The sequence below is a fragment of the Flavobacterium sp. CG_23.5 genome (assembly GCF_017875765.1).
Lineage (GTDB): Bacteria > Bacteroidota > Bacteroidia > Flavobacteriales > Flavobacteriaceae > Flavobacterium.
In genome coordinates this window covers 1,263,043-1,289,139 of the sequence record NZ_JAGGNA010000001.1, presented here as the reverse complement: position 1 = coordinate 1,289,139, position 26,097 = coordinate 1,263,043, and the positions used below count along the sequence as shown (strand labels likewise).

Genomic DNA, 26,097 nt, shown 5'->3' with positions numbered 1-26,097 from the left:
AACCGATGTTAGCACTTCGCCCTTCTTTTCTGTCGTGTTTGTTCGTTGTCGTTTGTGTCTGTCTTGGTGCGTTGGCTTGGTGGCTCTTTTGGATTTTTTAGGGTTGGTCTGTGCTGTTGCAAAAAATACAAATGTGCCACCAAATGCGTTGGCTATCTTATCTGTTTTTCATTTCTACACGATTTTTAATTGTCTCGGTCAAAATAGAATACAATTGTGGAAGAGAGTCTGTCTTAAAGCCGTAAGATTTTAATATTTCTTCATCGAAAGCTATCCTGTCTTTTTGTTTGTATTCGTTTTCGTAATCCTGTATTTGTCGTTTGTTAAGCGTTTCAAATTTTCCGAGGATGTTTTCTATTTGTTTTTCAGTTAGTAAACTTGGGTCGAAAATTTTCATTTTTGTCTTGAAAAAGTCAGCGTTCAAGTCCAATGCTCCCAAGTTTCTTGAAACTCCATTTAATTCAACAATCAAAAGAGAAACGATTGAATTTAGCAATGCCGATACAATTTCAACGTCTTTTTTCTTTACACGAATTGCAACCAATCTTTGATTGAGATACAAAGGCGATTTGCTGAACGAAAAGAATAATCGTTGGCTTGGATTTAGGGAAATGAAAATATTTGCCGATTGTTCAGGTGCAAGCGAATACCAAAACGGTTTTCTTGTTTTCAAAACATCGGACAATGCAATTCCTGTCTTGTTTGTAGTTGTTTCAAACTTTTTGATGTGTTTGTAAGCATTTGGATACTTTGCTTTCAATGTCTTTTCATCTTCGTTGCATACAAAAAGATTGTATTCCGATTTGTTGCTGTAAGCAACTGTTTTAAGTTCCTGACTTGTTTTTAAAATCGGCAACAAAAAGTCTTTTTCTATTTTCAATGATTTGTTTTCCTCATTGGAAATAATGTGCATTTCGTCCCAACCTGTTCGTGTTCCTCTGCCTGTATCATAAATGCTTGGAAAAGGATTTATGAGTTTTTTCTCAAAAACACCTAATGGATTTTGGCTAACAAAATAAGTTGCCCAATTTTCTTGTGAAACAAGAGAATTTTTCAAATGTGATTGCTCAACAATACTAACTATAATTGTTTTATCTGTTTTATGAAATACGTTTTTGAATTGGCCATCTTCTTGCCAATTGGCGTTTTTGGAATTGTTGCAATTATCTACTTCGGTATAAAAATCTTCAAACTGTTGTAATGAATTCTCTTTAAAAAGATTTTCCAACTTCTCGTTTACTGTAATAAATTTAGTTGGCTCTTTGCTTGCCCCTTTTTCAAGTGTTATAAAAATAGTACTTACTTTAGAATCTTTGAACCAATGCTCCGCATTGCTTTTTACAATGTATCTGATGTGAAAATTATCCAATAGGAATTTCTTGAACTGTAACCCATAATTCTTGCCTAACCAAGCGTTTGAGGTAATTGCTGATAGAGTTCCATTGTCTTTAAGAAACTTAAATGAGTTGTAAAAGCAATAAATGTAATAATCGCTTTTCCCGTTTATGTCAAACTTATTACCGTTCATAAAGGCAGTTTGGGTTTTCGCAAACTCGCTTTCAAACTGCGTATTCAAAATTTCATTCGGAATATCCTCTTGTTGAATGAAAGGAAAATTTGAAATAACAGCGTCAAATTTCGGAATGGGAATTTGATTGATTTTATCAATGTCTTTGTTGTCGGGAATTGCTATTGTCTGACTAGGCGTAATCGTGAAAAAATCTTTTCGGATTATTCTCGGAAAATTTGCTGTATCATCAACTTTCTGTTTGTATAAACTAATAACTGAAAGTGTTGCAGGAAAATGAGATATGTCGTTACCCCAAATTTGATTTAAAATTTGTTGGTGGCTTTTGTTCCCAAAAAATTGCAATGTGTTGTAAAACGAATTTAAGAAAGTTCCTGTACCTGATGTCGGGTCAATCACAACATCATTTCTGCTTTTAATTGCTGAAAATGTAACAAGATTTGCTAAAGTTTCCGAAGTAAAGTATTGCCCGAATTTTTGTTTTTCTTCTTGCGGAACTAAGTTTTCCAATATGTAGCCGATTACTTCGGTTGGTAAAACTTTAAAATCAAATTCGTTAAAAACTCCAACAAGTCTAAAGAGTAACTCATCTATTGTTTCATTGAATGGAATTTTGTCTGTAAAATCGCTTTCAAAAACAGCCTGATAATCTATTTTCTTTGCTTGATTGAAAAATTCATTTAGTTGTTTTTGAACTTGTTTGCTGTTTTTTAACTCTAATTTAGAAACTTTGCCTGACAAGTTTTCGGAAAGAGTCAAATAAAACAAAACTTTACCAATCAATTTATAGTAAGTGAACTTTGCTAAAACTTCTTCGGGTTCAACTTTTTCAACTCGTCTTGATGAAGTTGAAAGGATTTTAAGTGTAGCACTTTCAATTATTTTCCACTGATTAAATTCGGTTCTGAAAGCTTTATCATCTCCTTTAAGTTCGTTGATTTCATTTTTTAGTTGTGGAACAAAATGCAATGCAGTTTGTGTTACCGCTTCAACAATATTTGACGAAATGTTTATCGCATTTTTAAGTTCTCCATTCTCGTATAATTGTCCTAAATCGTGTAAAATTTCATTTAGCCTTTTTTGAAGTTTAGCTTCGTGTTTGTTGTAGTTGTTTCTATCGGCTAAATCATTTCTTTTTACAATGTCTTTTTCTTTTGGATAAACTTTTAGTTTCTCCAAACCTGAAAGCGAATAATTATCGTCATTGATTTTCCAAATGATTGCCTCAGTACCATTCCAAGTAACGAAAGAATTTGATTTTAAACGCTCGGCTTTTTCCAAAGCGTTCTCAAGCATTTCAGAATCGTCCGCAGACGTATCAGGAAATTTTAATTCCCAACCGTTGAAAACAACACCTGAAATTTTATCAGTAAATAAAAGAACATCAGGGAATTTTGTTCTACCTGAGGCAACTTTCAAGCCTTCATCGTTGGTGGCGTCTTGAAATATTGTAGTACTGTCATTGATGGATTGTTTTATCCAACTAATTATTTGCCCTGCCCAAGCTCTTTCATTTAACTTCATAATTCAGTGTGTGATATTTTGCAATTGGTTCTTTGAAAAGTCTTAAAGTTGACTCTTCAACTTCTTTTCTTTTTAATATTTCTTTAATTCTGTCTGAACACACTTTTATGTAATCAGTTGGTTTTACTTTATGCAATAATACATCTTCATTTTTTTCAATACCTATAAATTTTCTGTTTTCTAAAATTGCAGAAAGCAACAAGCTACCGCTTCCACAAGCGTTATCTAAAACAATATCGCCTGGATTTGTAAAAGTTTTAATTAAGTAACGACCTAATTCAATTGGCTTTTGGGTTGGATGGTAAACAGTTCCTTCTGATTCTGCTGTTTTAATGTACACAAAATCATCAATATTTTGTTCTTCGTAAAATACTATGTCATTTGGATAGCGTTCGCCATTGCTCTTTACGTGTTTTGGTTTAAAATCCCCGTAACTTCCTGTATATTGGTCTTTGCGAATACCTTTATCGTATGCCTCACCTTCGGACATCTGAGGATTGTATGTGGGTTGTTTTTTGTAAAAAACGCAAATATCTTCGTGTTTACGAAGTGGTTGTTTTTTAGCGTTTAGAAAGTTGGTTGATTTAGATTTTATCCAAGTGATTTTGTATTTAAATAATTTCTCGTTGCTCAAAATCAACTTTGCTGTAAAAATTCCCTGTGAAGTCAAAACAATTGCTCCGTCATCTTTTATTATTCTTTCGTATTCTACCCAAAGTTTCTTTAAGTCTATTACTGAATCCCATTTGTTTTGCGTTGTGCCATATGGCAAATCGCATAGAATCATATTTACTGATTTATCAGGAATTAATTGCATAACTTCTAAACAATCACCTTGAACAACTTTGTTTACGAAGTCGTCAATATTTCTTTTTTGTTTGTGTTCGTTTAGAGATAAAATATAATTATTTGTATGTGCATACCCGTTCGTACCGTATTTTATTTTTTCTTCTGCAACTTGCATTGCTTCCAAAGCGAAATCTTCGTCTTGAACTTCGTATACAAGTTTGTCGCTAAGCCATTGAACAATAATTTCATTTTTTTCAGCTTTATAATATTGACAAAGTTGGTTTACTTGTTCTCTTGTCGGCAGTCGTTTACCATTTTCAATACGACTTAACACCGCTTTACTTATGCCTGTTTTTTTGGTTAAGTCTTCTAAAAGAAGATTCCGTTCTTCTCGTATATTTTTGAATGTTGTTCCGATTGTTTGCATAATAATTAAGTTGCCAAATTTTGGCAAATTTAGTCATTTTGTTTCTGATGTCAAAGTTTTAGTTGAAAATTTTTAAGGGTGGTGGTGGGCTTTGGGTGCGGATGGGTAAAATTAAATGTGCTGCAAAAGCGTTGGGTTGTGGGTCGGCTTGCAACTCTTTTAATTTTACGAAGCGTTGGCATTTCCCTGTCATTTTTTCGGTCGTTTGTTGTCGGTCGTGTCGGTCTTTTAGGGTGAGTGCTAACGTTCCCTCGCTTGCTCGACGTTGCGGAGTTCGTAACGATAAACTTTCTAATTAAAACAAATATGATGCGAAATAAAAGTATGATTGAACCACAAGACCCGCAATGCGTGCAAACGAGTGTTAGGAGCATACCACGAACGAATATCAATTAACAAATTAAAACAAGAATAAGATGAAAAAATACCCAAGTATTGAGCAGTTTAGAAATGTGATTAGAACTGTAAAAACAAATCACGATTATCAAGGGAAAGACGAAAAAGGAGAAAGTGTTTATTCTCATAATTCAAATTACCCAACATTAAAATTTAAAGGAACTGTAAAACTTCACGGAACAAATGCAGGAATTGTAAAATATCCTGATGGTAAAATAGAATTTCAATCAAGAGAAAGAGTTTTAGAATTAGAATCTGACAATGCTGGATTTATGAATAAAATGCACTTACTTGATTTTGATAAGTTTTTTAACAAATTATCATTTAATGAATTTGGTGCAATTTATGGAGAATGGTGCGGTGGAAATGTTCAAAAAGGAGTTGCTATTAATGGATTGGAAAAAATGTTTGTGATTTTCGGTGTAAAAGTAGATGATGAATGGGTTGAAATTCCTGAAGCATTCAAAGATGAGGAAAACAAAATATTTAATATTAACCAATTTAAAACATCCGAGGTTGAAATAGATTTTAATAGTCCTGAATTAATTCAAAATAGATTGATTGAATTAACTATCGATGTTGAAAATGAATGCCCTGTTGGAAAGCATTTTGGAAATATTGGAATTGGAGAAGGAATTGTTTTTACATCAGTAGATTTCCCTGATTTAAAATTCAAATCAAAAGGCGAAAAACATTCTGCATCAAAAGTAAAAGTATTAAACGAAATTGATGTTGTAGCAATGGAAAGTATTAATGAATTTGTAGAATTGTCAGTAACCGAAAACAGATTGAAACAAGGATTGGAAGTTCTAAAAGAAAACGGAATCTCAATTGAAACAAAATCTATTGGAGAGTTTTTAAGATGGATTGTAACCGATATTTTAAAAGAGGAAAAAGATACTTTAGAAACAAGCGGATTAGATGAAAAGAAAGTGAAAGGAGCTATTGTAAATAAAGCAAGATTTTGGTTTTTAAATAATTTTTAACCACTCCAATTGGCGGTTGCTCCTAACGTTCCCTCGCTTGCTCGACGTTGCGGAGTTCGTAACGATAAATTTTCTAACTTAAATAAATATGATGCGAAATAAAAATATGATTGAACCACAAGACCCGCAATGCGTGCAAACGAGTGTTATCAGCATACCACGAATTACTAATTTAAAACAAAACAAAATGGAAAATAATATTTTAACTCCAGAAATAAAAGATAAGTTAATTTCGTGGTGCAAAGCTGAAAAATACTCACAAGGCGATAATTATAATTGCTATGTAAATACGAAAGGTAAATTTGTAGTTGGGTACTCAAACGACTACCCAATGCAACACGGTAAAGGAAAAGATTATATTTTAACTGATGAAGAATTTACATACGCAATGAATAGACCGTTGACTGAAATTGAATTAATGGAAAAATTTTGGTATCCTAAAACGATGGATGAAAGACAAAAATTATGTGATAAGTATTTTAATGACAAAATAGCCATGTGTTTATGGGATGGCGAATTAATTCATATTTTTAAAGCAGAAGCTATTAACCACAAAGTGTAGCTTAGGTTGCTGATAACTAGTATATAGGCGAAATAAAACTTCGTATATACACCCAATTCTGGGTAGATTGGCGAAGTTTTGTTTCGCTTTATTTATTTTCAAATATATTAAAAAATTCTTACAAATCATCAAAAGGACTTTTAATTTGTTGAATGCTTTTTGTACTTACATGTGTGTAGATTTCAGTAGTTTTGCTACTGTTGTGACCTAATAGTTCTTGTATATATCTTAAATCCGTACCACTTTCTAATAAATGAGTGGCATAACTATGGCGCAACCAATGTAGCGTAACGGGCTTTTTAATATTGGCTTTTACTATGGCTTGTTTTAGGATGAGTTGCAAACTCCTAGCGTCATAGGGTTGTCCTGTTCCTCGTCCTTCAAATAAATAAGCAGTTGGTTTATAAACGGTATAATAGTCACGCAGCATTTCTAAAATTTTAGGACTCAAAGGTACAATTCGGTCTTTTTTTCCTTTGGCATTTTTGAGTAATACAATATTCCTTTGCGAGTCAATATGAACGGGCTGCAGTGCCAATAATTCACCGCAACGTAAGCCGCAACTGTAAATTAATGATAGCATCATTTTATGTTTGATATTGCTGTGGGCATTCAAGATTAATTTTATTTCCTCTTTACTTAAAACATTAGGTAATAGTTTAGCTCGTTTTGGCCGGTGAATTTTGTCAATATCGATTTTGGTTTCTCTAACTGTTATGAAAAATAATTTGATAGCGTTGACCGTTTGATTCTGGTAGGAAGCCGAAAGATTGTTTTTTAAAATATACTCGTTATTATATATTATCACGTCCTCATTATTGATTTCTACAACTGGTTTTTCGCTGTGGAAAATCAAGAAAGATTTTAAGGCTTCGCTATAGGTAGTTATGGTACTTTCGCTATAGCGTTTGGAACGCATCCATTGTTTGAATTTTTGTATTTGAACAATTCCTTCGGGTGAAGGGAGCGAATATGACGGAGGTTCTATCTTGAAACGTTCTCGGTTTTCGATTGTATCTGGGATGTGCCAAACCGTTTTCTGATGACTCCATCGTGCTCCTTCTATTTGTTTTATACGGGTAATTAGGTCTTGACTTTTTTCAAAATAAACGGCAATTCTATTTTCGCTATTGTGTTGTATCAATTTTGCTGCCCAATTCATATCGTGTTGATTTTCTGATTGAAAGATACTATTTTTTTACAAATATTCCTTTATTACAGCAATGGTTCTTGCAGTATAGCAGCTTTTTTGCGTGAGGGATAGCAGTGAAAATCCTTTTTCGTCAGTTCGAGTTTCCGCTTTTTAGCGGAAGTATCGAGAACAAGAAAAAGATTGCAACGGATAGCCCGACCCGTAGTCTCGTTTTTTGGGACGAGACGTAGGGGCACGCCCAAATGATTTAAGATTGTCGATCAATGATTTTTGATTTTACAGTTGATACTAACGATTCCTTACATACATCAGAAAGTTTTGTGTTACCGCCCCATTTTGTGAGGAAATCCCAAATCTGAATTAATTTTTCCAGTTATCTAATTATCTAATTTTCAAATTAACCTATCTTTGCCCGCCGAACAATCGGTAGAAAAACGTTACTATGAAGTTTGATTTATTGAAAACAGACCCGCAGTCAAAAGCTAGAGCGGGAACCATTACTACTGATCACGGTGTGATTGAAACACCTATTTTTATGCCTGTGGGTACGGTAGCCTCTGTAAAAGGGGTGCATCAACGGGAATTGAAAGAAGATATAAACCCAGATATTATTCTGGGAAACACCTATCATTTATACTTGCGTCCGCAAACTGAAATTCTGGAGAAAGCCGGTGGATTGCATAAATTCATGAACTGGGACCGTAATATTTTGACGGATTCTGGTGGTTATCAAGTGTATTCGCTTTCGGCCAACCGAAAAATTAAGGAAGAAGGGGTGAAGTTCAAATCGCATATTGACGGTTCGTACCACTTTTTTACGCCAGAGAATGTCATGGAAATTCAACGTACCATAGGTGCCGATATTATCATGGCTTTTGATGAGTGTACGCCTTATCCTTGCGATTACCGTTATGCACAACGCTCCATGCACATGACGCATCGCTGGTTAGACCGTTGCATCAGTCACTTGGATAAAGTGCCATTGAAATACGGTTACGACCAGACGTTTTTCCCAATTATTCAGGGAAGTACGTACAAAGATTTACGAAGACAATCAGCCGAATATATTGCGAATTCCAATCAACAGGGAAATGCCATCGGTGGACTTTCAGTTGGGGAACCGGCAGAGGAAATGTACGCGATGACGGAAGTAGTTTGTGAAATTTTACCCGAAGACAAACCGCGTTACCTGATGGGCGTGGGAACTCCAATAAATATTCTCGAAAATATTGCGCTTGGAATCGACATGTTTGACTGTGTGATGCCTACGCGTAACGCCAGAAACGGAATGCTTTTTACGGCGAACGGTTCTATAAATATCAAAAACAAAAAATGGGCGGATGATTTTTCTCCTATCGACGAAATGGCCATCACTTATGTAGATACGGAATACACCAAAGCGTATTTGCGTCACCTTTTTGCTGCCAATGAATACCTAGGGAAACAAATTGCCACGATTCATAATCTTGGGTTTTATATGTGGTTGGTTCGTGAGGCTAGAAAACATATCTTAGCAGGCGATTTCAAACCTTGGAAAGAAATGATGGTGAAGAATATGAGCCAAAGATTGTAAATTCGTTGATTTGTTTATTCGTTGATTTGTTTAACCGAATAACCTATTAATTGATTTAACTGTTTAAGCGTTTAACTGTTAAACCGAATAACAAAATTAACGAATAACCGATTCACCATTTTAACGAATAACCAAATAAACGATTAACCCAATAAACCTTTATGTTAACAATAATAGACAAATACATCCTAAAAAGATATTTAGCCACGTTTTCGGCTATGTTGTTAATGTTCATACCTATAGGAATTGTTATTGATGTTTCGGAAAAGATCAATTTCATGTTGGAGAATAAAGTTCCGTTTGTGGAAATTGCCATCTATTATTATAATTTCACGATTTATTTTGCAAATTCCTTATTTCCGATCTTTTTGTTTTTATCGATTATCTGGTTTACTTCAAAATTAGCTAATAACACCGAGATTATTGCTGTTTTAAGTTCGGGTATTTCGTTTACCCGATTTTTAAGACCTTACGTGATTGGCGCTTCCATTGTTTCGGTTTTTGTTTTATTGATGGGATTTTTTATTGTTCCAAAAGCCAGCGAAGGCTTCAATAACTTTAGATACACCTATTTGAAAACGGGAGGAAGAGAAGCCATGCGAGGCGATGACACTGATGTTTACAGACAAATTAGCGATACTGAATTTATCTATGTTAATAGCTTTAATCCATTGTCTAAGATTGCTTTTAATTTTTCATTGGAGAAATTTAAAGAGCAAAAATTAGTTTACAAAATTACCGCAAGCAGAATAAAATGGAACCCAAAGACGCGCAATTATACGATGTATGATTATACCAAAAGAACAGTCGGGGTATTGAATGATAAAATTGAAAAGGCACCGGAAAAATTAGCGAAGTTTAATTTTGATTTAGAAGATTTAGCACCTGTGGTCTATATTGCCGAGACTTTGACTTTGAATAAATTAATCAAATTTATTGACAAAGAACGAAAGCGTGGCTCCTCGAACATCAATGTCTATTTAGTGGTTTTGTACAAAAAATTTAGTGTTCCGGTATCAGCCTTTATTCTTACGATTATTGCAGTTTCGGTATCATCGATGAAACGTCGAGGCGGAATGGGAATAAATCTTGCCATAGGAATTGCATTGGCTTTTGCCTTTGTTTTCTTTGATAAAATATTTGGAGTATTGGCAGAGAAATCGAGTATTCCCCCATTTTTGGCCGTTTGGTTGCCCAATGTTGGTTTTGGGATATTAGCCATTTATTTATTACGGAATGCAAAACGATAAACTCAAGAGTTACTTAAACCTCCATTTGATTGTCTTTATTTGGGGTTTTACCGCCATTTTAGGCGCTTTAATCACCATAACTGCCGATGCTTTAGTTTGGTATCGAATGTTTTTTGCCAGTGCCTTTTTATCGCTGTTTATTATATTCAAAAAGAAATCATTTCGGATTCCAATGAAATCTTTTCTGAAATTGATTTTTGTGGGCTTATTGATAGCGCTGCATTGGATCTTTTTTTTCAAAGCTATTCATGTTTCAAATGTCTCGATTACGCTTTCGGTTTTCTCGTTGGGCGCTTTTTTTGCTTCGATTTTGGAACCTATTTTTTATGGCAGAAAAGTGCTTTGGTATGAAGTGTTTTTTGGACTCATTATCATTGCCGGTCTTGGACTGATTATGAAAGTTGAGGTGAATTACTTAGAAGGCATGTTGTATGCGTTGGTGGCCATTATATTAGGTGTTTTGTTTACCCTTATGAATGGGAAATTAATAGAAAACCACGATCCTTCGGTTATTTCTTTTTATGAATTTCTGGCCGGTGTTTTCTTTATCACCATTTACTTTATATTTCAACAAAAATTCTCTTTAGATTTCTTTGTTTTAACAGCCAATAATTGGATTTTAATTCTGATTTTAGCTTCTATTTGTACGGCTTATGCTTTTACAGCATCAGTAAAAGTCATGCAAAAACTGACGCCGTATACGGTAATGTTGACTACCAATTTAGAACCGGTTTATGGAATTGTTTTGGCGTATTTTATCCTTGGAGGAAAAGAAAAAATGAGTGTTGAATTTTATATTGGAGCCGTAATAATTGTCATCACCGTCATCCTAAATGGCGTGATTAAACATTATAAAAAAGACGATTAAATTGGTTTTTTGGTACTAGTTTTTTTTAAAAAATTTGTAATTTTCCCGTTGGGTGTAATTATAAAGAATAGACGTTGATAACTGAACATAAAATTTAACCAGATCGAAATGTAGAAAAAAAGAGATGAATAGCCCAATGATTAGGTTCACGTAGCTATGTTTTCTTTATATAGGGTGAAAACAACTTTCAAAATCCACAAAAACTATTTTTCTATGTGGTAAAAAAAAATTGAACTGGACCCAACAGGTTTATTATTTATTGTTTCTTTCCATGGGCTTTATTTTATGATTATATAAAACAAGTAGTTGAATCGAAACTCCGCGTTAAACAGCTCTATTCCAATATTAAATCAGACCTTTGTACTATGGAAAAAAATAAAAAGATAATAGGGTTTTCAATACTTGCTATAATTTTATTCTTTGTGGGGAAAGAGATTTATGATATGAATATCAATCATAATTTTGAGACGATTACGGAAGGAAAAGTATACAAATCTGGGGTTATTCCGCCGGAGGAATTAGAAAGTTATGTTACCAAATATCATATAAAATCTATTGTTGATTTGCGTTTTCCGGGAACGACAGATTTAAAAAATAATCCTGAAATCCCTGCGGAGTTAACCGCTGAAAAAGAGGTCGTATCTAAAATCAAAGGCGTTAACTATTTTAATAATGGTTCCGATCAGGTTCCAAAACAAGAAAATTTGGACCTGTTTTTTAAAATAATGGACAACAAGGATAATTATCCGGTCTTGATCCATTGTTATCATGGTATCGGTCGTGCCGAAATGTATTCCGCACTGTACCGAATTGAGTATGAAAATTTCACCAATGAAGCCGCGCGTCAGGGAGTACGAACACTAATAAAATTCAGCTCGTTTGATGATGGGACTCCAAAAGGGGAATATTTAAAAGCCTATCAATCCAGAAAAGAAGTAGCAGCAAAGAAGAACTAATTTATAATCCAAAAGGCATTCAAATTGAATTAGTTAAGCCTCTATTTTTAATTTTCGAAAAGAAAGTAAATGTAGCTTTCGTAGGATTTATAATCCAATATTTATCCTTTACAAAGTGTAGTAGGAGACATAAATTAGAAAATAGCCATTTTGAACGATTTAAAATTTTATATTTGCCGTTCGAATTAAAAACAAAACGTAGAAATCCTATGGAATATTTAGATTTTGAACTTCCAATAAAAGAACTAGAAGATCAGTTAGATAAATGTCTAGTTATTGGTCAAGAATCAGATGTTGATGTAACGAATACTTGCAAGCAAATCAACAAAAAACTAGAAGAAACTAAAAGGAGTATTTATAAAAATTTAACAGCTTGGCAACGTGTTCAACTATCGAGACACCCAAGCCGTCCTTATACAATGGACCATGTTCGGGCGCTATGTGGCGAAACTTTCCTGGAACTTTTTGGTGACAGAGGTTTTAAAGATGATAAAGCCATGATTGGTGGTTTAGGAAAAATTGATGGTCAGTCTTTTATGATTGTAGGTCAACAAAAAGGATTTAATACTAAAACGCGTCAGTTCCGCAATTTCGGAATGGCGAATCCGGAAGGGTACCGCAAAGCATTGCGATTGATGAAAATGGCAGAGAAATTTGGCATTCCTGTTTTGACTTTAGTTGATACTCCGGGAGCCTATCCAGGTCTTGAAGCAGAGGAACGCGGACAAGGTGAAGCAATTGCTAGAAACATTTTTGAAATGGTTCGTTTAAAAGTGCCAATTATTACGGTTATTGTTGGAGAAGGAGCATCAGGTGGAGCATTAGGAATAGGTGTGGGAGATAGAGTATACATGATGGAAAACACATGGTATTCTGTTATTTCACCGGAATCATGTTCTTCTATTCTTTGGAAAAGTTGGGAGTATAAAGAGCAAGCTGCTGAAGCTTTGAAATTAACTTCCACTGACATGAAAAAACAAAAATTAGTCGATGATATTATCCCGGAACCATTAGGTGGAGCGCATTACGATAGACAAACTGCTTTCAAAACCGTGGAGCAATATATAATGAAAGGTTTTAATGAATTGAAAGACTTATCAACAGAGGAATTAATTGCCCAAAGAATGGATAAATACAGTAAAATGGGCGAGTACAAGGAATAAATTTTTATGAAATTAAATTTAATCTGTCTCGTTGACAAACGAGACGGATTTTTTTTTGGTTATAAACAAAAAATAGTTACTTATCAACATTTATTCGTAACAACTCAAACACTATAATTTTTTAATTTTAGCTACTTTCGCTACATGGAAAACTTCAAAAACATAAACCCAGTAAAGATCGATAAATCAACAATAATAAACCTGGAAAAAGGGAAATTACCTCCTCAAGTTTTAGATTTGGAAGAGGCAGTCCTTGGTGCCATGATGATTGATAAAAAAGGGGTTGATGATGTAATTGACATTTTACAGCCTGACGCATTTTATAAAGATGCACATAAATATATTTTTGAAGCTATTGTTCAGCTTTTTACAGAAACGCAGCCTATTGACTTATTGACCGTTTCTGCCCAACTTAGAAAAAATGCGAAATTAGATTTAGCGGGCGGTGATTTTTACTTAATCCAGCTTACGCAAAAGATTTCCTCTTCGGCTCATATCGAATTTCACTCGAGAATTATTCTTCAAAAATACATTCAACGGAGTTTGATTCGGATTTCATCAGAAATCATTGAAGAATCCTACGATGAAACGACTGATGTTTTTGAATTATTAGATAAAGCCGAATCTAAATTATACGAAGTTACTCAAGGAAATGTAAAAAGAAGTTCCGAAACGGCTCAGAGTTTAGTATTGCAAGCCAAAAAACGAATTGAAGAAATTGCCGGTCAAGAGGGATTAAGTGGAGTAGAAACTGGTTTTGAAAAATTAGACAAAGTTACTTCAGGGTGGCAACCAAGTGATTTAATTATTATTGCGGCGAGACCGGGTATGGGTAAAACGGCATTTGTACTTTCTATGGCAAGAAACGTTGCGATAGATTCAGGGAAAGCGGTCGCCTTATTTTCGCTAGAGATGTCCTCTGTTCAGTTGATTACAAGATTGATTTCATCTGAAACTGGCTTGTCGTCTGAAAAGCTTAGAACTGGAAAATTAGAAAAACATGAATGGGAGCAATTAAGTACCAAAGTAAAAGACTTAGAAAAAGCACCACTATATATTGATGATTCACCGTCGCTTTCCATTTTTGATTTAAGAGCAAAAGCAAGACGTTTGGTTTCACAACATGATGTAAAAATTATTATTGTAGATTATTTGCAATTGATGACGGCCGGTGGAAACGGAAAAGGAGGAGGAAACCGTGAACAGGAAATCTCGACCATTTCCAGAAACTTAAAAGCATTGGCAAAGGAACTAAATGTTCCCGTAATTGCACTTTCTCAGTTGTCGCGTGCTGTTGAGACTCGTGGATCCAGTAAAAGACCATTGCTTTCCGATTTACGTGAATCGGGTGCAATCGAGCAAGATGCTGATATTGTTTCGTTTATTTATCGACCTGAATATTATAAAATTGACGAGTGGGATGATGATGAACAATCACCAACTGCTGGTCAAGCCGAATTTATTATTGCCAAGCACAGGAATGGTAGTTTAGAAAACGTTCGTTTGAAGTTTATAGGAAATCTGGGTAAATTTGATAACCTGGAAGATCACAGTGGCGGTTATGATGATTTGCCTTCAAAAATGAATCATGATGAAAACGCTTTTATAACCAAATCTTTTCCTTCGGCAAATGAAGCTTTTGGAAGTAATTTGAATGATGATGACGATAGTGATGTCCCGTTTTAGAAAAATAAAATAAATTTTTTGGTTCTTATATAGTACCACTAGAAAAGCCTAAATCATTGAAATGATTTAGGCTTTTTTTTAATAGTATAAATAGGCAATTTGTTTTGTTAAGGTATAATTAATTAGTAGTTTAGCGAATAATTGTTTTTATTTTAAATTACGTAGAAATATGTCTGAAGAAAATTTTACTGAAAACATAGCCCCAAATAAAATAACAAACGCAATATCACTTGATGAAGCACAACGCTGGGCTAAGCGTTGGTCTAAAGTAGAGGGTCAATACAATAAACATCATCAGGTGCATGCTTTTCTAATTCCAAAAAAAGACATTCAGGAAGTCTTGACTGAAGGTATAGATGCTGTGAGAGCTTATATTGGTGTGGATGATAAAGGCGTTGAAAAATTAATGATTGTAGGTACTAAATACGATCCTGAAACAAAAATTTATGTAGATATGATCACGAAGCTTGATGTTGAAAATAATACTGTAGTAGCTGATAGTATTTATGATTTTACTCAACTTTGTCCACCAGAGGGTGACCCAAATAGCCCTTTAAATGTTTACAACTAAATGTATTATTTATTTGTATATATCGGAGAATTAATTTTACTGCTTAATCTAATCCTGTTTATAAAAGGCTTTCCCAATCAAGGAAGAGCCTTTAGAATTTTTACTGGATATTTGGGGATAATTTTAATTATTGAAGTTTTATCGGGGATATTAAAAAGACTACATATTCACAATCTATTCTTATCCCATTTTTATTTTATAGGACAGTTTATTATACTGAGTTTTTTTTACCTGTCGATTTTAAAGGATACTCATCAAAAAAAAATAATCCAGATTAGTTTTGTCATCGGTTTATTGGCTTTAACGATCCAGTACGGGTATGATTCCAGTTTGTTTTTTGCATTCAATTTATTCGAAATAGTAATTACCTCCTTTTTGCTAATTGTGTTTGCTACCTTTCATTTTTACAATATGTTAAATGGAAAAAAAGAGTTCTATTACATCAATACGGGAATTCTAATGTATTTATTTGGAAGTACCATTTTATTTCTTGTAGGGAATTTAACAGCGAAATTAAGTCCTACAATGAGCTATATTACATGGACTTTGAATGCTTTTTTATACATTGTTTACCAATTTTTTGTATTTGTAGAGTGGAAAAAGAGTTTTTCAAATAAGACAGGTCAATAATAAAAGTGATGATGATGAATCAGGCATACGAAAAAGAAATTGTTGCAATCATTTTATATACCTCGGCATTTTTTATAATAATGTCTGTGGTTTTAGTCCTATTTTTTTATTTTTCGAGAAAGAAAATTATCCAAAAGGAATTGGAAAAAAAAGATTTAGAAATCCAGTATCAAAAAGAGCTTTTAAGTGCCGTAATTATTACTCAAGAAGACGAACGTAAACGAATAGCTCAGGATTTACACGATGATATTAGTTCTAAACTTAATATCGTTTCGTTGAATAGTCATTTGCTAACGACGCCCAACTTGTCAGAAGCAGAAGTAAAAGAAATTACAGGGAATATTATCAATCTTACGGGTAAAGCATTGGACAACTCGAGGAAAATTGCTCATGGTTTGTTACCTCCAGTTTTAGATAAATTTGGTCTTCATGCCGGTGTCGAAGAACTATGTTTGGAATTTTGCAGCAGTAAATCAGTAGAGGTCAATTACCAGAATAATGTTCAGTTTAATGATTCAGATAAGGACAAGCATTTGCATGTTTTTAGAGTGTTACAAGAATTAATGAATAATTCATTGCGTCATGGAAAAGCGAGCATAGTTTCCATTCTTTTTGAAGAAAACAATAATGTAAAAACCTGTCGGTATTCTGATAACGGAATTGGATTTGATTTAAAAAACAGTATAAATCAGAAAGGACTTGGGATGAAAAATATTGAAAGTAGGATCGCTTTTTTAAATGGCGTGATCACAATAGATTCGCAGATTAACAAAGGAATTACAGTTGTATTTAATTTTTAAAGTATGAATGATTCTATTAAAATAGTTTTAGTCGATGACGAAATCCTGTTCCGAAAAGGGATTTCTTTCTTGTTGCAAAGAGAGAAAAATTTAGAAATAATATTCGAAGCCTCGAATGGAAGTGAACTTATAACTTTCTTAAAAGAGACGGCTATTTTTCCTGATATTATTATAATGGATCTAAAAATGCCAGAGATAAACGGTGTTGAAGCCACAAAAATCATACACAAAGATTTCCCGGAAATCAAAATTATTGCGTTAACCAGTTATGATTCGAAATCTTTTGTGGCAAATATGATTGATGTGGGGGCAGTTTCTTATCTTATTAAAAATGCTACTCCACAAGAATTAATAACAACCATAAACGAGGTTGCAATAAAAGGGTTTTATTACACAGATTATGTGATGAAAATCATTCAAGATGACGTCTTAACTGTTAAGAAAACCAAAAGTAATTTTGACATTAATTTTCTGACTAGCCGTGAAATTGAAGTACTACAACTCATTTGCAAACAGAAAAATACGGTAGAAATAGGCAGGCAACTTTTTATAAGTCCACGTACTGTTGAGGGACATCGAAATAATTTATTACTTAAAACAGAATCCAGAAATATAGCTGGATTGGTAGTTTATGCCATTCAAAATGAAATCATAGTCCTCGAAGAATAAGGCAAAGTACATTTTGAAAAAATACTTATATTATCAATTAGAATAGTATTAAATACTGAGAAATTGAAAACATAATATATAAAAGGTTATAATTAGTGCAACCAATAAACACAATCCTATTTTTTTAATAATGTTCATGCCATTAAATGGGCTATTATTTTCGTTTAGACTCATCACAAAATTTTTCATTTACTAGATTTATTTAAATTCGATTAGCTAAATTATAAATTATACTTTTCTTGCATATACGTAATTATACGTGTTTTTAGTTTTTTTTAAATGGACAAAATATTTTATAAAGGGAATTAGACATTTTAAATCTTAAATAGGATGCTTGTTATTTTTATTGACTAAATAAATGATTAAATTTGATTACTTTAAATGGCTACTTTATATCTTTTAAGCTAAATGTAATGACCAAACGATTCGTGTATATATTCTTTTTTTTACTTTCCATTGCCGCAAAAGCCTCTTTTATTTTGTTGCCGATGGATGAAACTACGCAACAAAACCATCTTAAAGCATACGGAATTACCTATTGGTGTTTAGACAAAAATTATAAGGCGAGCTGGTTACTGAATTATCGTGGAGGATCATTTCTATTACCCGATGCGCCTGAAATACGCAAAGAATGTCAGATTCGGGGAGTAAGTTTTGAAATCCTTTCCGATAGCGAAGAAGCCAGAATTTTAGATGAAATTTCTAGTCCTTCGCAAAATATGGAAACAGTTATTCTGGAAAAAGCCCCGAAAATTGCTGTTTATACACCCAAAGGAAAACAACCTTGGGATGATGCTGTGACAATGGTTTTGACTTATGCCGAAATTCCATTTACGCCTATTTATGATGAAGAAGTTTTAAGCGACCAACTGCTGCTTTATGATTGGTTGCATTTACATCATGAAGATTTTACCGGTCAATATGGTAAGTTTTTTGGTGCTTACAGAAATGCACCGTGGTATATTGAGCAAAAGAAAGATGCTGAAGCTTTGGCGGCAAAATTAGGATACGCAAAAGTATCTCAAGAAAAAGGAGCGGTTGCTAAAAAAATTAGAGACTTCGTTATAGGTGGCGGATTCATGTTTGCCATGTGTTCCGCGACCGATAGTTTTGATATTGCTTTGGCGGCGGATGGTGTTGATATTTGCGAACCCATGTTTGATGGCGATGCCAGTGCTCCCAATTATCAATCAAAGATTAATTATAGCAATACCTTTGCTTTTAAAGATTTTATTTTAGAGCGAAGACCAGAACAATATGAGTTTTCAGACATTGATATGACTTTGAAAAGAAGAATTCCAATGGAGAAAGATTATTTTACTTTGATGGAATTTTCGGCAAAATGGGATCCAATTCCAAGTATGTTATGTCAAAATCATACGCAACTTGTAAAAGGTTTTATGGGACAAACCACTTCATTCGATACTGCCCTTATAAAATCTAATGTTTTGGTTATGGGAACTTGTGAACTGAACGGTGAAGCGCGATACATTCATGGCGAAAAAGGAAAAGGTATGTATACGTTTTATGGAGGTCACGATCCCGAGGATTTTCAGCACCAAGTGGGTGATCCGCCGACAGTTTTGGATTTGCATCCCAATTCTCCGGGATATCGATTGATTTTGAATAATGTCTTGTTTCCTGCAGCAAGGAAGAAAAAACAGAAAACATAGTCCTATATTTTACTTTACAAAATTCTTTCAACGCTATTGAACGCATGGACTACTCTTTAATTTTACAGGAAATTTATCAAGAAGCTAAAGCAGCTCCTATTATTGGAACAGTCGCCAAAACCATTCCCGAATTGGCTAAAGTAGATCCAAATAAATTCGGAATTCATTTAACGACTATTAATGGAGAAGATTTTGGCATAGGTGACAGTAACGAAAAGTTTTCCATTCAGAGTGTTTCCAAAGCATTGACTTTGACATTAGCTTTTTCTTTTTTGGATGAAAAAATGTGGAAAAGAGTTGGCGTAGAGCCATCAGGTGATCCGTTTAATTCCTTAGTGCAACTGGAATACGAAAAAGGAATTCCAAGAAACCCGTTTATTAATGCCGGAGCAATAGTTATTGCGGATATATTGGTGTCACATTTAAAAAATCCTAAAGAAGAATTCTTAAACTTTATCCGAATGATTTCCGGTAGTCCAACTATTGATTTTAATTTAAAAGTGGCGCAGTCTGAAAAAGAAACTGGTTTTAGAAATGCGGCTTTGGCCAATTTTTTGAAATCATTTGGTACTATAGATAATGATGTTGAAACGGTTTTGGATTTTTATTTCCATCAATGTTCCATTGAAATGACCTGTAAAGAATTGGCGCATTCTTTTTTCTTTCTTGCCAATGAAGGAAAAACCCAAGCCGGAAAGCAAATAGTCTCCAAAAGTCAAGTAAAAAGACTCAATGCTTTAATGCAAACTTGTGGCTTCTATGATGAGTCAGGAGAATTCACTTATAAAGTGGGATTGCCCGGTAAAAGCGGAATTGGCGGCGGAATTGCGGCTTTGTATCCTAAAAATTTTGTGGTTGCTACATGGAGTCCCAGACTTAACGAAAAAGGAAATTCAGAGTTGGGAATGAATGCTTTAGAGTTATTGACCACTAAAACTGGGATGTCAATTTTTTAGATATTTAAATTATTTGCAACGACTGTTTTTCTAGCCCTGATAACAGCGGTATCCTTTTTCACGTCAGTTCGAGTTCGCTTGAAAAGCGAGTATCGAGAACAAGTGAAAAAGATATAGCGGATAGCAGGAAATAGCTCCTAAAGTAAATCATGATTTATTGGGTTTAAAGTTAATAATGACACCAAAAAAAAGCCACCTGTTAAAGTGGCTTTTGTTATTTAAAGAGAAATATTATAGAATTTCACTCTCGTTTTCTTTGTCTAAATATTCTTGTACAATACCTATGGCGTTCGTGACTACATCACTTAGCGCCGTGATAAAACTACCTTCTTCAGCACAATCAATAGCATGTCTAATCGCTTCCGTTTCTTTAGGGATTATCTCATAAGTTATCACTTTACCAGAATTTTTAATTCCTTCAAGGATTAAATTTATAATTTCCTCTTCGGTTCTTCCTCTAAGGTATTTTTCCTGACGAATAATAATGTGGTCAAACATCCTCGCGGCAATCGAAGCACATTCTTTGATGTCTTCGTCGCGGCGATCACCAACACCTGCGATAATTCCAATTTTTTTGGTTGCATCAACACTTTGTAAATAATCCTCAATGCCTTTATAACCAGAAGGATTATGAGCAAAATCAATTAATACCTTGAATTTTTTGAATTCAAAAATATTCATACGACCCGGAGTTTGTGCGGCACTTGGAATAAAAGTTTGTAATGACAAACTGATATCTTCGGTTTTAAATCCCCATAAATAACTTGCCAAAGTTGCAGCAAGCACATTGGCAATCATAAATTTAGCTTTTCCTCCCATCGTTAAAGGAACGTGACTTGCGCGTTCGATACGGATTTTCCACTCTCCTTTTTTGACGGTAATAAAACCATTTTCATAGACTGCAACTGTTTTTCCTTCAGAGCACAATTTTTTAATTAAAGGATTATCTTCACTCAAACTGAAATAAGCCACATTACAATTTAAATCAGCTCCTACTTTTATACAATATTCATCGTCCGCATTCAAAATTGCCCAACCGTCTTTCTTGATACTTTTTACAACTGTTGCTTTTACTCTTGTTAAATCGTCAAGTGTGTGAATATCACTTAAACCCAAATGATCTTCTTGAATATTAGTTATAATTCCGATATCGCAACGACTAAAACCTAAACCTGAACGCAGAATTCCGCCACGGGCAGTTTCTAGTACAGCAAATTCTACCGTTGGATCCTTGAGAATATACTCGGCGCTAAGTGGTCCTGTTGTATCTCCTTTTTCCATCATGTGATTTTGAATATAAATCCCATCTGATGTGGTAAATCCAACTTTGTATCCATTATTTTTTACAATATGAGCTATAAGTCGGGTAGTTGTAGTTTTTCCATTAGTTCCTGTAATCGCAATAATAGGAATTCGACTTTGTTTTCCCGGAGGATACAACATATCGATAACAGGCGATGCTACATTCCTAGGTAAACCTTCGGATGGAGCCAAGTGCATACGGAAACCCGGTGCAGCATTGACTTCAAGTATAACTCCGCCATTTTCTTTCAAAGGTTGGGTAAGGTTTTCTGCCATAATATCTACACCACAAATATCCAGACCAATTATTCTTGAAATTCTTTCGGCAAGAAAAATATTTTCAGGATGCATCAGGTCGGTTACATCTACAGAAGTACCGCCTGTGCTTAAATTTGCAGTAGATTTTAAATATAAGATTTCACCACTTTCAGGAATCGTTTCTAAGGTGTATTTTAATCGGTCCAATAAATCCAAAGTATCTCTGTCTACAGTAATTTCAGTTAGTACATTTTCGTGACCGTATCCTCTGTTTGGATCTAAATTTACAATATTAATCAATTCTTGAATATTGTTTTTACCATCCCCGATCACATGGGCTGGAACTCTTTTGGCAGCAGCCACTAGTTTATTGTCAATTACCAAAACCCTGAAATCAAATCCTATGATGAATTTTTCTACAATCACTCTTCGACTGTATTCTTTGGCGAAAGCCAAACCAGATTTTGCGTCTTCCCAATTGTTTACATTAATAGAAGCTCCCTTTCCGTGATTTCCATCCAATGGTTTTATTACAATTGGATAACCAATTTGTTTAATGGTTGCTTCTAACTCAGCTTCTTCGGAACATATACTTCCACTTGCGACAGGAATTGAAGCACCGTGTAACATACGTTTGGTTTCTTCTTTGTTGCAGGCGATACCCACCGCAATGTTACTCGTTTTGCAAGTGATTGTCGCTTGAAAGCGCATTTGATTTATACCGTAACCCAATTGAATTAATGAATTAGTACCCAAACGAATCCACGGAATATCTCGTGCAACTGCTTCTTCCACTATGCTCGCGGTACTTGGTCCAAGACGAACAATTTGACGAATTTCACGCATTTTTTGTAAATCGGCCTCTAAGTCATATTCGGTTCCAGCGATTAAGGCTTCGGCGATTGCAACGGAAGATTCAGCAGCAAATAGTCCTACATTTTCTTCTGTATAACTGAAAACAACATTATAAGTTCCAGGAGTTTTGGTTTCACGAGTTCTTCCAAATCCGGTTTCCATACCTGCTAACGATTGAATTTCGAGTGCAATATGTTCAATTACGTGGCCCATCCACGTACCGCGTTCCACTCTGGAAAAAAAACCACCACGACATCCTTCAGAACAGCGATGTTCAATCATGCTAGGAAACATGGCTTCGATCCGTTCTCTAAATCCGTCGATTTTATTTGTTGGGAATTGTTCCATTTCCTCCAAATCCAATCGCATTTGGATTAATTTTTTTCTTTGTATGCTCCAAATATTTGGTCCACGAAGGGCTTGTACTTTTACTATTTTCATAAACGGAAATATTGATTTTTTAAACAAAATGATTTTGTGATATTGTAAATTGTTTTTATTTAAAATGAATTATGAAATTAGAATTGAGGCCTAATACACAAGTAAGTTTGTGATAAAAATACAATATTATGCACCTAAAGTATAGTTTTATAAATCCAAATCAAAATTTATTATTTTTAAATTAACAAATAGTGTAAGGCCTAAAATTATTCAAAAAAATAGTAAAGTTCAAGTGCTTCTTTTATCTTTTTGGTTATTTTTACAAAATGAATATATTAGGAAAACTTATAATAATAGGAGGTGCGGTAGATAAAGGAAGTTTTACTGAAACCAATTTGGATAAAAATGCGGTAAGCAATTTAAATTTTTTTGAAACTGGCATTTTGAAAAGGATTATTAATGAATCAAAGCATAAAGAGAATTCTCGTATAGAAGTCATTACAACAGCTTCGGTTATTCCAAAAGAAATTGGTCCTGAATATATTAAAGCATTTGCATATTTGAATGCTAAAAACATTGATATACTTGACATTGTACGAAGAGAACAAGCATCGGATGAGACTATTTTAAATCGTTTAAAAGCGGCCGATATTGTGATGTTTACTGGAGGAGATCAATTGCGATTGTCATCGATACTTGGAGGGACGCCTTTTCATGATATTTTATTGGATAAGTACCACAACGAAGAATTTATTTATGCAGGAACATCTGCGGGAGCAGCGGCAGCTTCTAATAATATGATTTACCAAGGAAGTAGTTCAGAAGCTTTATTGAAAGGTGAAGTGAAAATTAGTAGCGGATTAGGATTGATAGATGGGGTAATTATTGATACGCATTTTGTACAACGCGGAAGAATAGGAAGGCTTTTTCAAGCAGTTGTTGGCAATCCTAGAATACTGGGAATTGGACTTGGAGAGGACACTGGTTTATTGATTACGAATAACAAGGATATGGAGGCGATAGGTTCCGGGTTAGTAATTTTAGTAGATGGGCGTGAGATAAAAGACACGAATTTGACACAAGTTGAATTAGGTCAACCCATTTCAATTTCGCATTTAGTGACACATGTCATGAGTAAATTTGATACTTATAATCTTGAAACGCATAAAATGCATATTCATTCTTCGCAATACACTTAATTTTAGATCTGACAATATCATTGATGAAAGATAAAGGAAATGGATACTTCATATTTATAAATTTGTTGGACGCTTTTTACTTTAACACTGATTTTAACTTTAAATTTTTACTTTGAAAATAATTATACATGGTGGTTTTTTTTCGGAATCATCAACCAATCACGAGACAAAAGTAGCCAAGCAAAATGCCTTAGAGAGAATCGCTAAAGATTCTTATGAATTTTTAAAAACGCATTCTGCAGTAGAAACGGTGGTTTTTGCTGTTTCATTACTTGAAGATGATGAGTTGTTTAATGCAGGAATTGGTTCCCAAATACAAAGCGACGGAAAAATCAGAATGAGTGCGGCAATAATGGATGGTGAAACTCAGAAAATGAGTGGCGTTATCAATATTGAAGAAGTTCGAAATCCAGTTCAAGTTGCTCAATTATTGATGGAATATGACGATAGAGTGCTGGGCGGAAGTGGAGCCACTAATTTTGCTAGACAAAATGGGTTTCCTGCTTTTTCAACTGAAATTCCACAACGTCGAACTGAATTTGAAGCAAAACTAAAAGCCAGCGGAACAGGAACTGTGGGTTGTGTGGCATTAGATAAAAATAATAAAATTGCGGTTGCCACCTCTACAGGAGGAAAAGGTTTCGAAATTCCAGGAAGAATCTCAGATTCGGCAACGGTTGCAGGAAATTATGCCAATGCATTTTGCGGGGTAAGTTTAACTGGAGTGGGAGAGGACATTGTGAGCAATGCTACAGCTGCAAAAATTGTGACCAGAGTTACTGATGGTTTTTCTTTGCAAGAAGCCTTTACTAAAACCTTCGAAGAACTCAAACCGTATGATGGTTTTGCAGGTGCAATTGCTATCGATAATAATGGAAATGTGTATCACCAAGACTCACATCCCACTATGTTTTTTGCCAGTTTTGACGGGGATAATTTTGAAGTTTTTGAGTAGTTAATTCAAGGAAAATTCAAACCAAATAGGAATATGATCCGAAATTATTCTAGCTTCTTGAAGTGAATTGAAATTTTTATAAAACGAAATAATTCCGGAATTTATGCTGTTGATTTTGGAGTCATTATAATACATATTGTCAAATTCTGAAGCTAAGCATTTCTCGTTTTTACATTCTTTTTTCAATGAGGTTTTCTGGTTCTCCAAAATCGATTGATAACCCATTTTTTTCAAAGGATTAAAAACGGTATGCGATTGCGGACAATTAAAATCTCCTGCGAAAATTAAATTCAAGGTAGGATATTCTGCTGGTATAAATTTGAAATATTTAATCTCTGTTTCGGGCTGTTTATTTTTGGTAATCGCGTGAAAATTAGCAACTGTAAATTGCTTGCTCTCATATTGAAACGTGCAAAAATAAGGCTCTCTATCAATCTCCAAATGGTATTTTTTTTCGAGCCAAGCGCTCCCAATTTTCTTAATTTTGCTCGATTTCCAAATAAAAGCGTAGCGCTCCGTTTTATAAGCACTACTGCTTGTTGGATCACTAATCACATAATCCCATTTTTCTCCTTTACGATTAAGTTCATCGGCTAGTTTTGCAACTGCTTGAGCACCGCCGTAACCAGCAACAACTTCCTGTATAGCAATAATATCATAGCATCTTAATGTACTGGCGATATAATTTATCGTTTCTTCTGATTTTGATTTGCCAAAATTTTCTAGGTTCCAAGATAGGAGTGTCGTTTGTGAGAATCCAACAGAGTAAATTAGAAAAAGCAGGAGGAAAAAGTGAGGTTTCATTTATGGAGATGTTCCTTTAATAGATGATTCAAATTAACGCTTTTTATTTATTAAAAGGAAGAAAACTACTTGATATAGTTTTTGTCTAAATATACTGTTTTAAAATAATAATGACGTTTTACTTTTAAATCGGTTCATGAGAAGAAGCTACCATTTATTAGAAGTACTTGATACGACTATTAT

The 26,097-nt window shown here is 34.2% G+C and carries 21 protein-coding genes; 16 read left to right on the top strand and 5 right to left on the bottom strand.

Annotated elements, in window-relative coordinates; genetic code table 11:
- Positions 1 to 157: 157 nt before the first annotated feature.
- On the bottom strand, positions 158 to 3,052 hold the full coding sequence (locus H4V97_RS05410) for an Eco57I restriction-modification methylase domain-containing protein (RefSeq protein WP_209549138.1): 2,895 nt from the start codon (positions 3,050 to 3,052) through the stop codon (positions 158 to 160).
- Positions 3,039 to 4,268 (bottom strand): DNA methyltransferase, encoded by a 1,230-nt coding sequence (locus H4V97_RS05405; protein ID WP_209549137.1) that lies wholly within the window; start codon positions 4,266 to 4,268, stop codon positions 3,039 to 3,041. Before H4V97_RS05405 ends, H4V97_RS05410 begins: the two co-directional genes overlap by 14 nt.
- A 416-nt stretch (positions 4,269 to 4,684) precedes the next feature.
- On the opposite strand from H4V97_RS05405, the gene H4V97_RS05400 reads away from it, so the two are divergent.
- The gene (locus tag H4V97_RS05400; RefSeq protein ID WP_209549136.1) at positions 4,685 to 5,650 is read left to right on the top strand and encodes an RNA ligase family protein; all 966 of its coding nucleotides are present in this window, start codon (positions 4,685 to 4,687) and stop codon (positions 5,648 to 5,650) included.
- A gap of 88 nt (positions 5,651 to 5,738) precedes the next feature.
- Positions 5,739 to 6,212, top strand: coding sequence for a hypothetical protein (locus H4V97_RS05395; protein WP_209549135.1), 474 nt, complete (start codon positions 5,739 to 5,741; stop codon positions 6,210 to 6,212).
- Positions 6,213 to 6,330: 118 nt separating this feature from the next.
- On the opposite strand, the gene H4V97_RS05390 is transcribed toward H4V97_RS05395, so the two are convergent.
- A complete protein-coding gene (locus tag H4V97_RS05390) occupies positions 6,331 to 7,374 on the bottom strand; it encodes a tyrosine-type recombinase/integrase (protein ID WP_209549134.1) in 1,044 nt (347 codons plus the stop codon).
- A gap of 433 nt (positions 7,375 to 7,807) precedes the next feature.
- Between H4V97_RS05390 and tgt the strand changes: the two genes are divergently transcribed.
- From tgt to H4V97_RS05330, 12 genes are all read left to right on the top strand, one after another.
- Positions 7,808 to 8,938, top strand: coding sequence for a tRNA guanosine(34) transglycosylase Tgt (gene tgt / locus H4V97_RS05385; protein WP_196851445.1), 1,131 nt, complete (start codon positions 7,808 to 7,810; stop codon positions 8,936 to 8,938).
- A 161-nt stretch (positions 8,939 to 9,099) separates the two neighbouring features.
- Complete coding sequence (locus H4V97_RS05380) at positions 9,100 to 10,188, top strand: LptF/LptG family permease (RefSeq protein ID WP_196851444.1); 1,089 nt, start codon at positions 9,100 to 9,102, stop codon at positions 10,186 to 10,188.
- Positions 10,175 to 11,056, top strand: coding sequence for a DMT family transporter (locus tag H4V97_RS05375; RefSeq protein ID WP_209549133.1), 882 nt, complete (start codon positions 10,175 to 10,177; stop codon positions 11,054 to 11,056). The genes H4V97_RS05380 and H4V97_RS05375 overlap by 14 nt, the downstream gene beginning before the upstream one ends.
- Positions 11,057 to 11,421: 365 nt before the next feature.
- The gene (locus H4V97_RS05370; protein ID WP_209549132.1) at positions 11,422 to 12,012 is read left to right on the top strand and encodes a dual specificity protein phosphatase family protein; all 591 of its coding nucleotides are present in this window, start codon (positions 11,422 to 11,424) and stop codon (positions 12,010 to 12,012) included.
- Between the two features lie 209 nt (positions 12,013 to 12,221).
- The gene (locus H4V97_RS05365; RefSeq protein ID WP_209549131.1) at positions 12,222 to 13,175 is read left to right on the top strand and encodes an acetyl-CoA carboxylase carboxyltransferase subunit alpha; all 954 of its coding nucleotides are present in this window, start codon (positions 12,222 to 12,224) and stop codon (positions 13,173 to 13,175) included.
- 144 nt (positions 13,176 to 13,319) lie between these two features.
- On the top strand, positions 13,320 to 14,861 hold the full coding sequence (gene dnaB / locus H4V97_RS05360) for a replicative DNA helicase (RefSeq protein WP_209549130.1): 1,542 nt from the start codon (positions 13,320 to 13,322) through the stop codon (positions 14,859 to 14,861).
- A gap of 169 nt (positions 14,862 to 15,030) precedes the next feature.
- Positions 15,031 to 15,432, top strand: coding sequence for a hypothetical protein (locus H4V97_RS05355; protein WP_209549129.1), 402 nt, complete (start codon positions 15,031 to 15,033; stop codon positions 15,430 to 15,432).
- Positions 15,433 to 15,843: 411 nt separating this feature from the next.
- The gene (locus H4V97_RS15825) at positions 15,844 to 16,062 is read left to right on the top strand and encodes a hypothetical protein (protein ID WP_245345194.1); all 219 of its coding nucleotides are present in this window, start codon (positions 15,844 to 15,846) and stop codon (positions 16,060 to 16,062) included.
- Between the two features lie 8 nt (positions 16,063 to 16,070).
- Positions 16,071 to 16,862, top strand: coding sequence for a sensor histidine kinase (locus H4V97_RS05345; RefSeq protein WP_209549127.1), 792 nt, complete (start codon positions 16,071 to 16,073; stop codon positions 16,860 to 16,862).
- Positions 16,863 to 16,865: 3 nt separating this feature from the next.
- A complete protein-coding gene (locus tag H4V97_RS05340; protein WP_196851436.1) occupies positions 16,866 to 17,531 on the top strand; it encodes a response regulator transcription factor in 666 nt (221 codons plus the stop codon).
- 413 nt (positions 17,532 to 17,944) lie between these two features.
- Positions 17,945 to 19,204: an asparagine synthetase B gene (locus H4V97_RS05335; RefSeq protein ID WP_196851435.1), complete on the top strand. Its 1,260-nt coding sequence runs from the start codon at positions 17,945 to 17,947 to the stop codon at positions 19,202 to 19,204.
- A 44-nt stretch (positions 19,205 to 19,248) separates the two neighbouring features.
- Positions 19,249 to 20,160, top strand: coding sequence for a glutaminase (locus tag H4V97_RS05330; protein WP_196851434.1), 912 nt, complete (start codon positions 19,249 to 19,251; stop codon positions 20,158 to 20,160).
- Positions 20,161 to 20,391: 231 nt separating this feature from the next.
- Here the strand turns inward: H4V97_RS05330 and cphA are convergent, their stop codons facing one another.
- Positions 20,392 to 23,016, bottom strand: a complete 2,625-nt coding sequence (cphA, locus tag H4V97_RS05325) for a cyanophycin synthetase (RefSeq protein ID WP_196851433.1) — start codon at positions 23,014 to 23,016, stop codon at positions 20,392 to 20,394.
- A gap of 266 nt (positions 23,017 to 23,282) precedes the next feature.
- On the opposite strand from cphA, the gene H4V97_RS05320 reads away from it, so the two are divergent.
- Positions 23,283 to 24,155, top strand: coding sequence for a cyanophycinase (locus H4V97_RS05320; protein WP_196851432.1), 873 nt, complete (start codon positions 23,283 to 23,285; stop codon positions 24,153 to 24,155).
- A gap of 112 nt (positions 24,156 to 24,267) precedes the next feature.
- Positions 24,268 to 25,110, top strand: coding sequence for an isoaspartyl peptidase/L-asparaginase (locus H4V97_RS05315; protein ID WP_196851431.1), 843 nt, complete (start codon positions 24,268 to 24,270; stop codon positions 25,108 to 25,110).
- On the opposite strand, the gene H4V97_RS05310 is transcribed toward H4V97_RS05315, so the two are convergent.
- Positions 25,111 to 25,914 (bottom strand): endonuclease/exonuclease/phosphatase family protein, encoded by an 804-nt coding sequence (locus tag H4V97_RS05310; RefSeq protein ID WP_196851430.1) that lies wholly within the window; start codon positions 25,912 to 25,914, stop codon positions 25,111 to 25,113.
- Between the last annotated feature and the right edge of the window lie 183 nt (positions 25,915 to 26,097).

Excerpts from the sequence above, each read along its gene's own strand:
- H4V97_RS05410 (WP_209549138.1), bottom strand. The coding sequence starts at position 3,052 with ATGAAGTTAAATGAAAGAGCTTGGGCAGGGCAAATAATTAGTTGGATA.
- H4V97_RS05405 (WP_209549137.1), bottom strand. The coding sequence starts at position 4,268 with ATGCAAACAATCGGAACAACATTCAAAAATATACGAGAAGAACGGAAT.
- H4V97_RS05400 (WP_209549136.1), top strand. The coding sequence starts at position 4,685 with ATGAAAAAATACCCAAGTATTGAGCAGTTTAGAAATGTGATTAGAACT.
- H4V97_RS05395 (WP_209549135.1), top strand. The coding sequence starts at position 5,739 with ATGATGCGAAATAAAAATATGATTGAACCACAAGACCCGCAATGCGTG.
- H4V97_RS05390 (WP_209549134.1), bottom strand. The coding sequence starts at position 7,374 with ATGAATTGGGCAGCAAAATTGATACAACACAATAGCGAAAATAGAATT.
- tgt (WP_196851445.1), top strand. The coding sequence starts at position 7,808 with ATGAAGTTTGATTTATTGAAAACAGACCCGCAGTCAAAAGCTAGAGCG.
- H4V97_RS05380 (WP_196851444.1), top strand. The coding sequence starts at position 9,100 with ATGTTAACAATAATAGACAAATACATCCTAAAAAGATATTTAGCCACG.
- H4V97_RS05375 (WP_209549133.1), top strand. The coding sequence starts at position 10,175 with ATGCAAAACGATAAACTCAAGAGTTACTTAAACCTCCATTTGATTGTC.
- H4V97_RS05370 (WP_209549132.1), top strand. The coding sequence starts at position 11,422 with ATGGAAAAAAATAAAAAGATAATAGGGTTTTCAATACTTGCTATAATT.
- H4V97_RS05365 (WP_209549131.1), top strand. The coding sequence starts at position 12,222 with ATGGAATATTTAGATTTTGAACTTCCAATAAAAGAACTAGAAGATCAG.
- dnaB (WP_209549130.1), top strand. The coding sequence starts at position 13,320 with ATGGAAAACTTCAAAAACATAAACCCAGTAAAGATCGATAAATCAACA.
- H4V97_RS05355 (WP_209549129.1), top strand. The coding sequence starts at position 15,031 with ATGTCTGAAGAAAATTTTACTGAAAACATAGCCCCAAATAAAATAACA.
- H4V97_RS15825 (WP_245345194.1), top strand. The coding sequence starts at position 15,844 with ATGTTAAATGGAAAAAAAGAGTTCTATTACATCAATACGGGAATTCTA.
- H4V97_RS05345 (WP_209549127.1), top strand. The coding sequence starts at position 16,071 with ATGATGATGAATCAGGCATACGAAAAAGAAATTGTTGCAATCATTTTA.
- H4V97_RS05340 (WP_196851436.1), top strand. The coding sequence starts at position 16,866 with ATGAATGATTCTATTAAAATAGTTTTAGTCGATGACGAAATCCTGTTC.
- H4V97_RS05335 (WP_196851435.1), top strand. The coding sequence starts at position 17,945 with ATGACCAAACGATTCGTGTATATATTCTTTTTTTTACTTTCCATTGCC.
- H4V97_RS05330 (WP_196851434.1), top strand. The coding sequence starts at position 19,249 with ATGGACTACTCTTTAATTTTACAGGAAATTTATCAAGAAGCTAAAGCA.
- cphA (WP_196851433.1), bottom strand. The coding sequence starts at position 23,016 with ATGAAAATAGTAAAAGTACAAGCCCTTCGTGGACCAAATATTTGGAGC.
- H4V97_RS05320 (WP_196851432.1), top strand. The coding sequence starts at position 23,283 with ATGAATATATTAGGAAAACTTATAATAATAGGAGGTGCGGTAGATAAA.
- H4V97_RS05310 (WP_196851430.1), bottom strand. The coding sequence starts at position 25,914 with ATGAAACCTCACTTTTTCCTCCTGCTTTTTCTAATTTACTCTGTTGGA.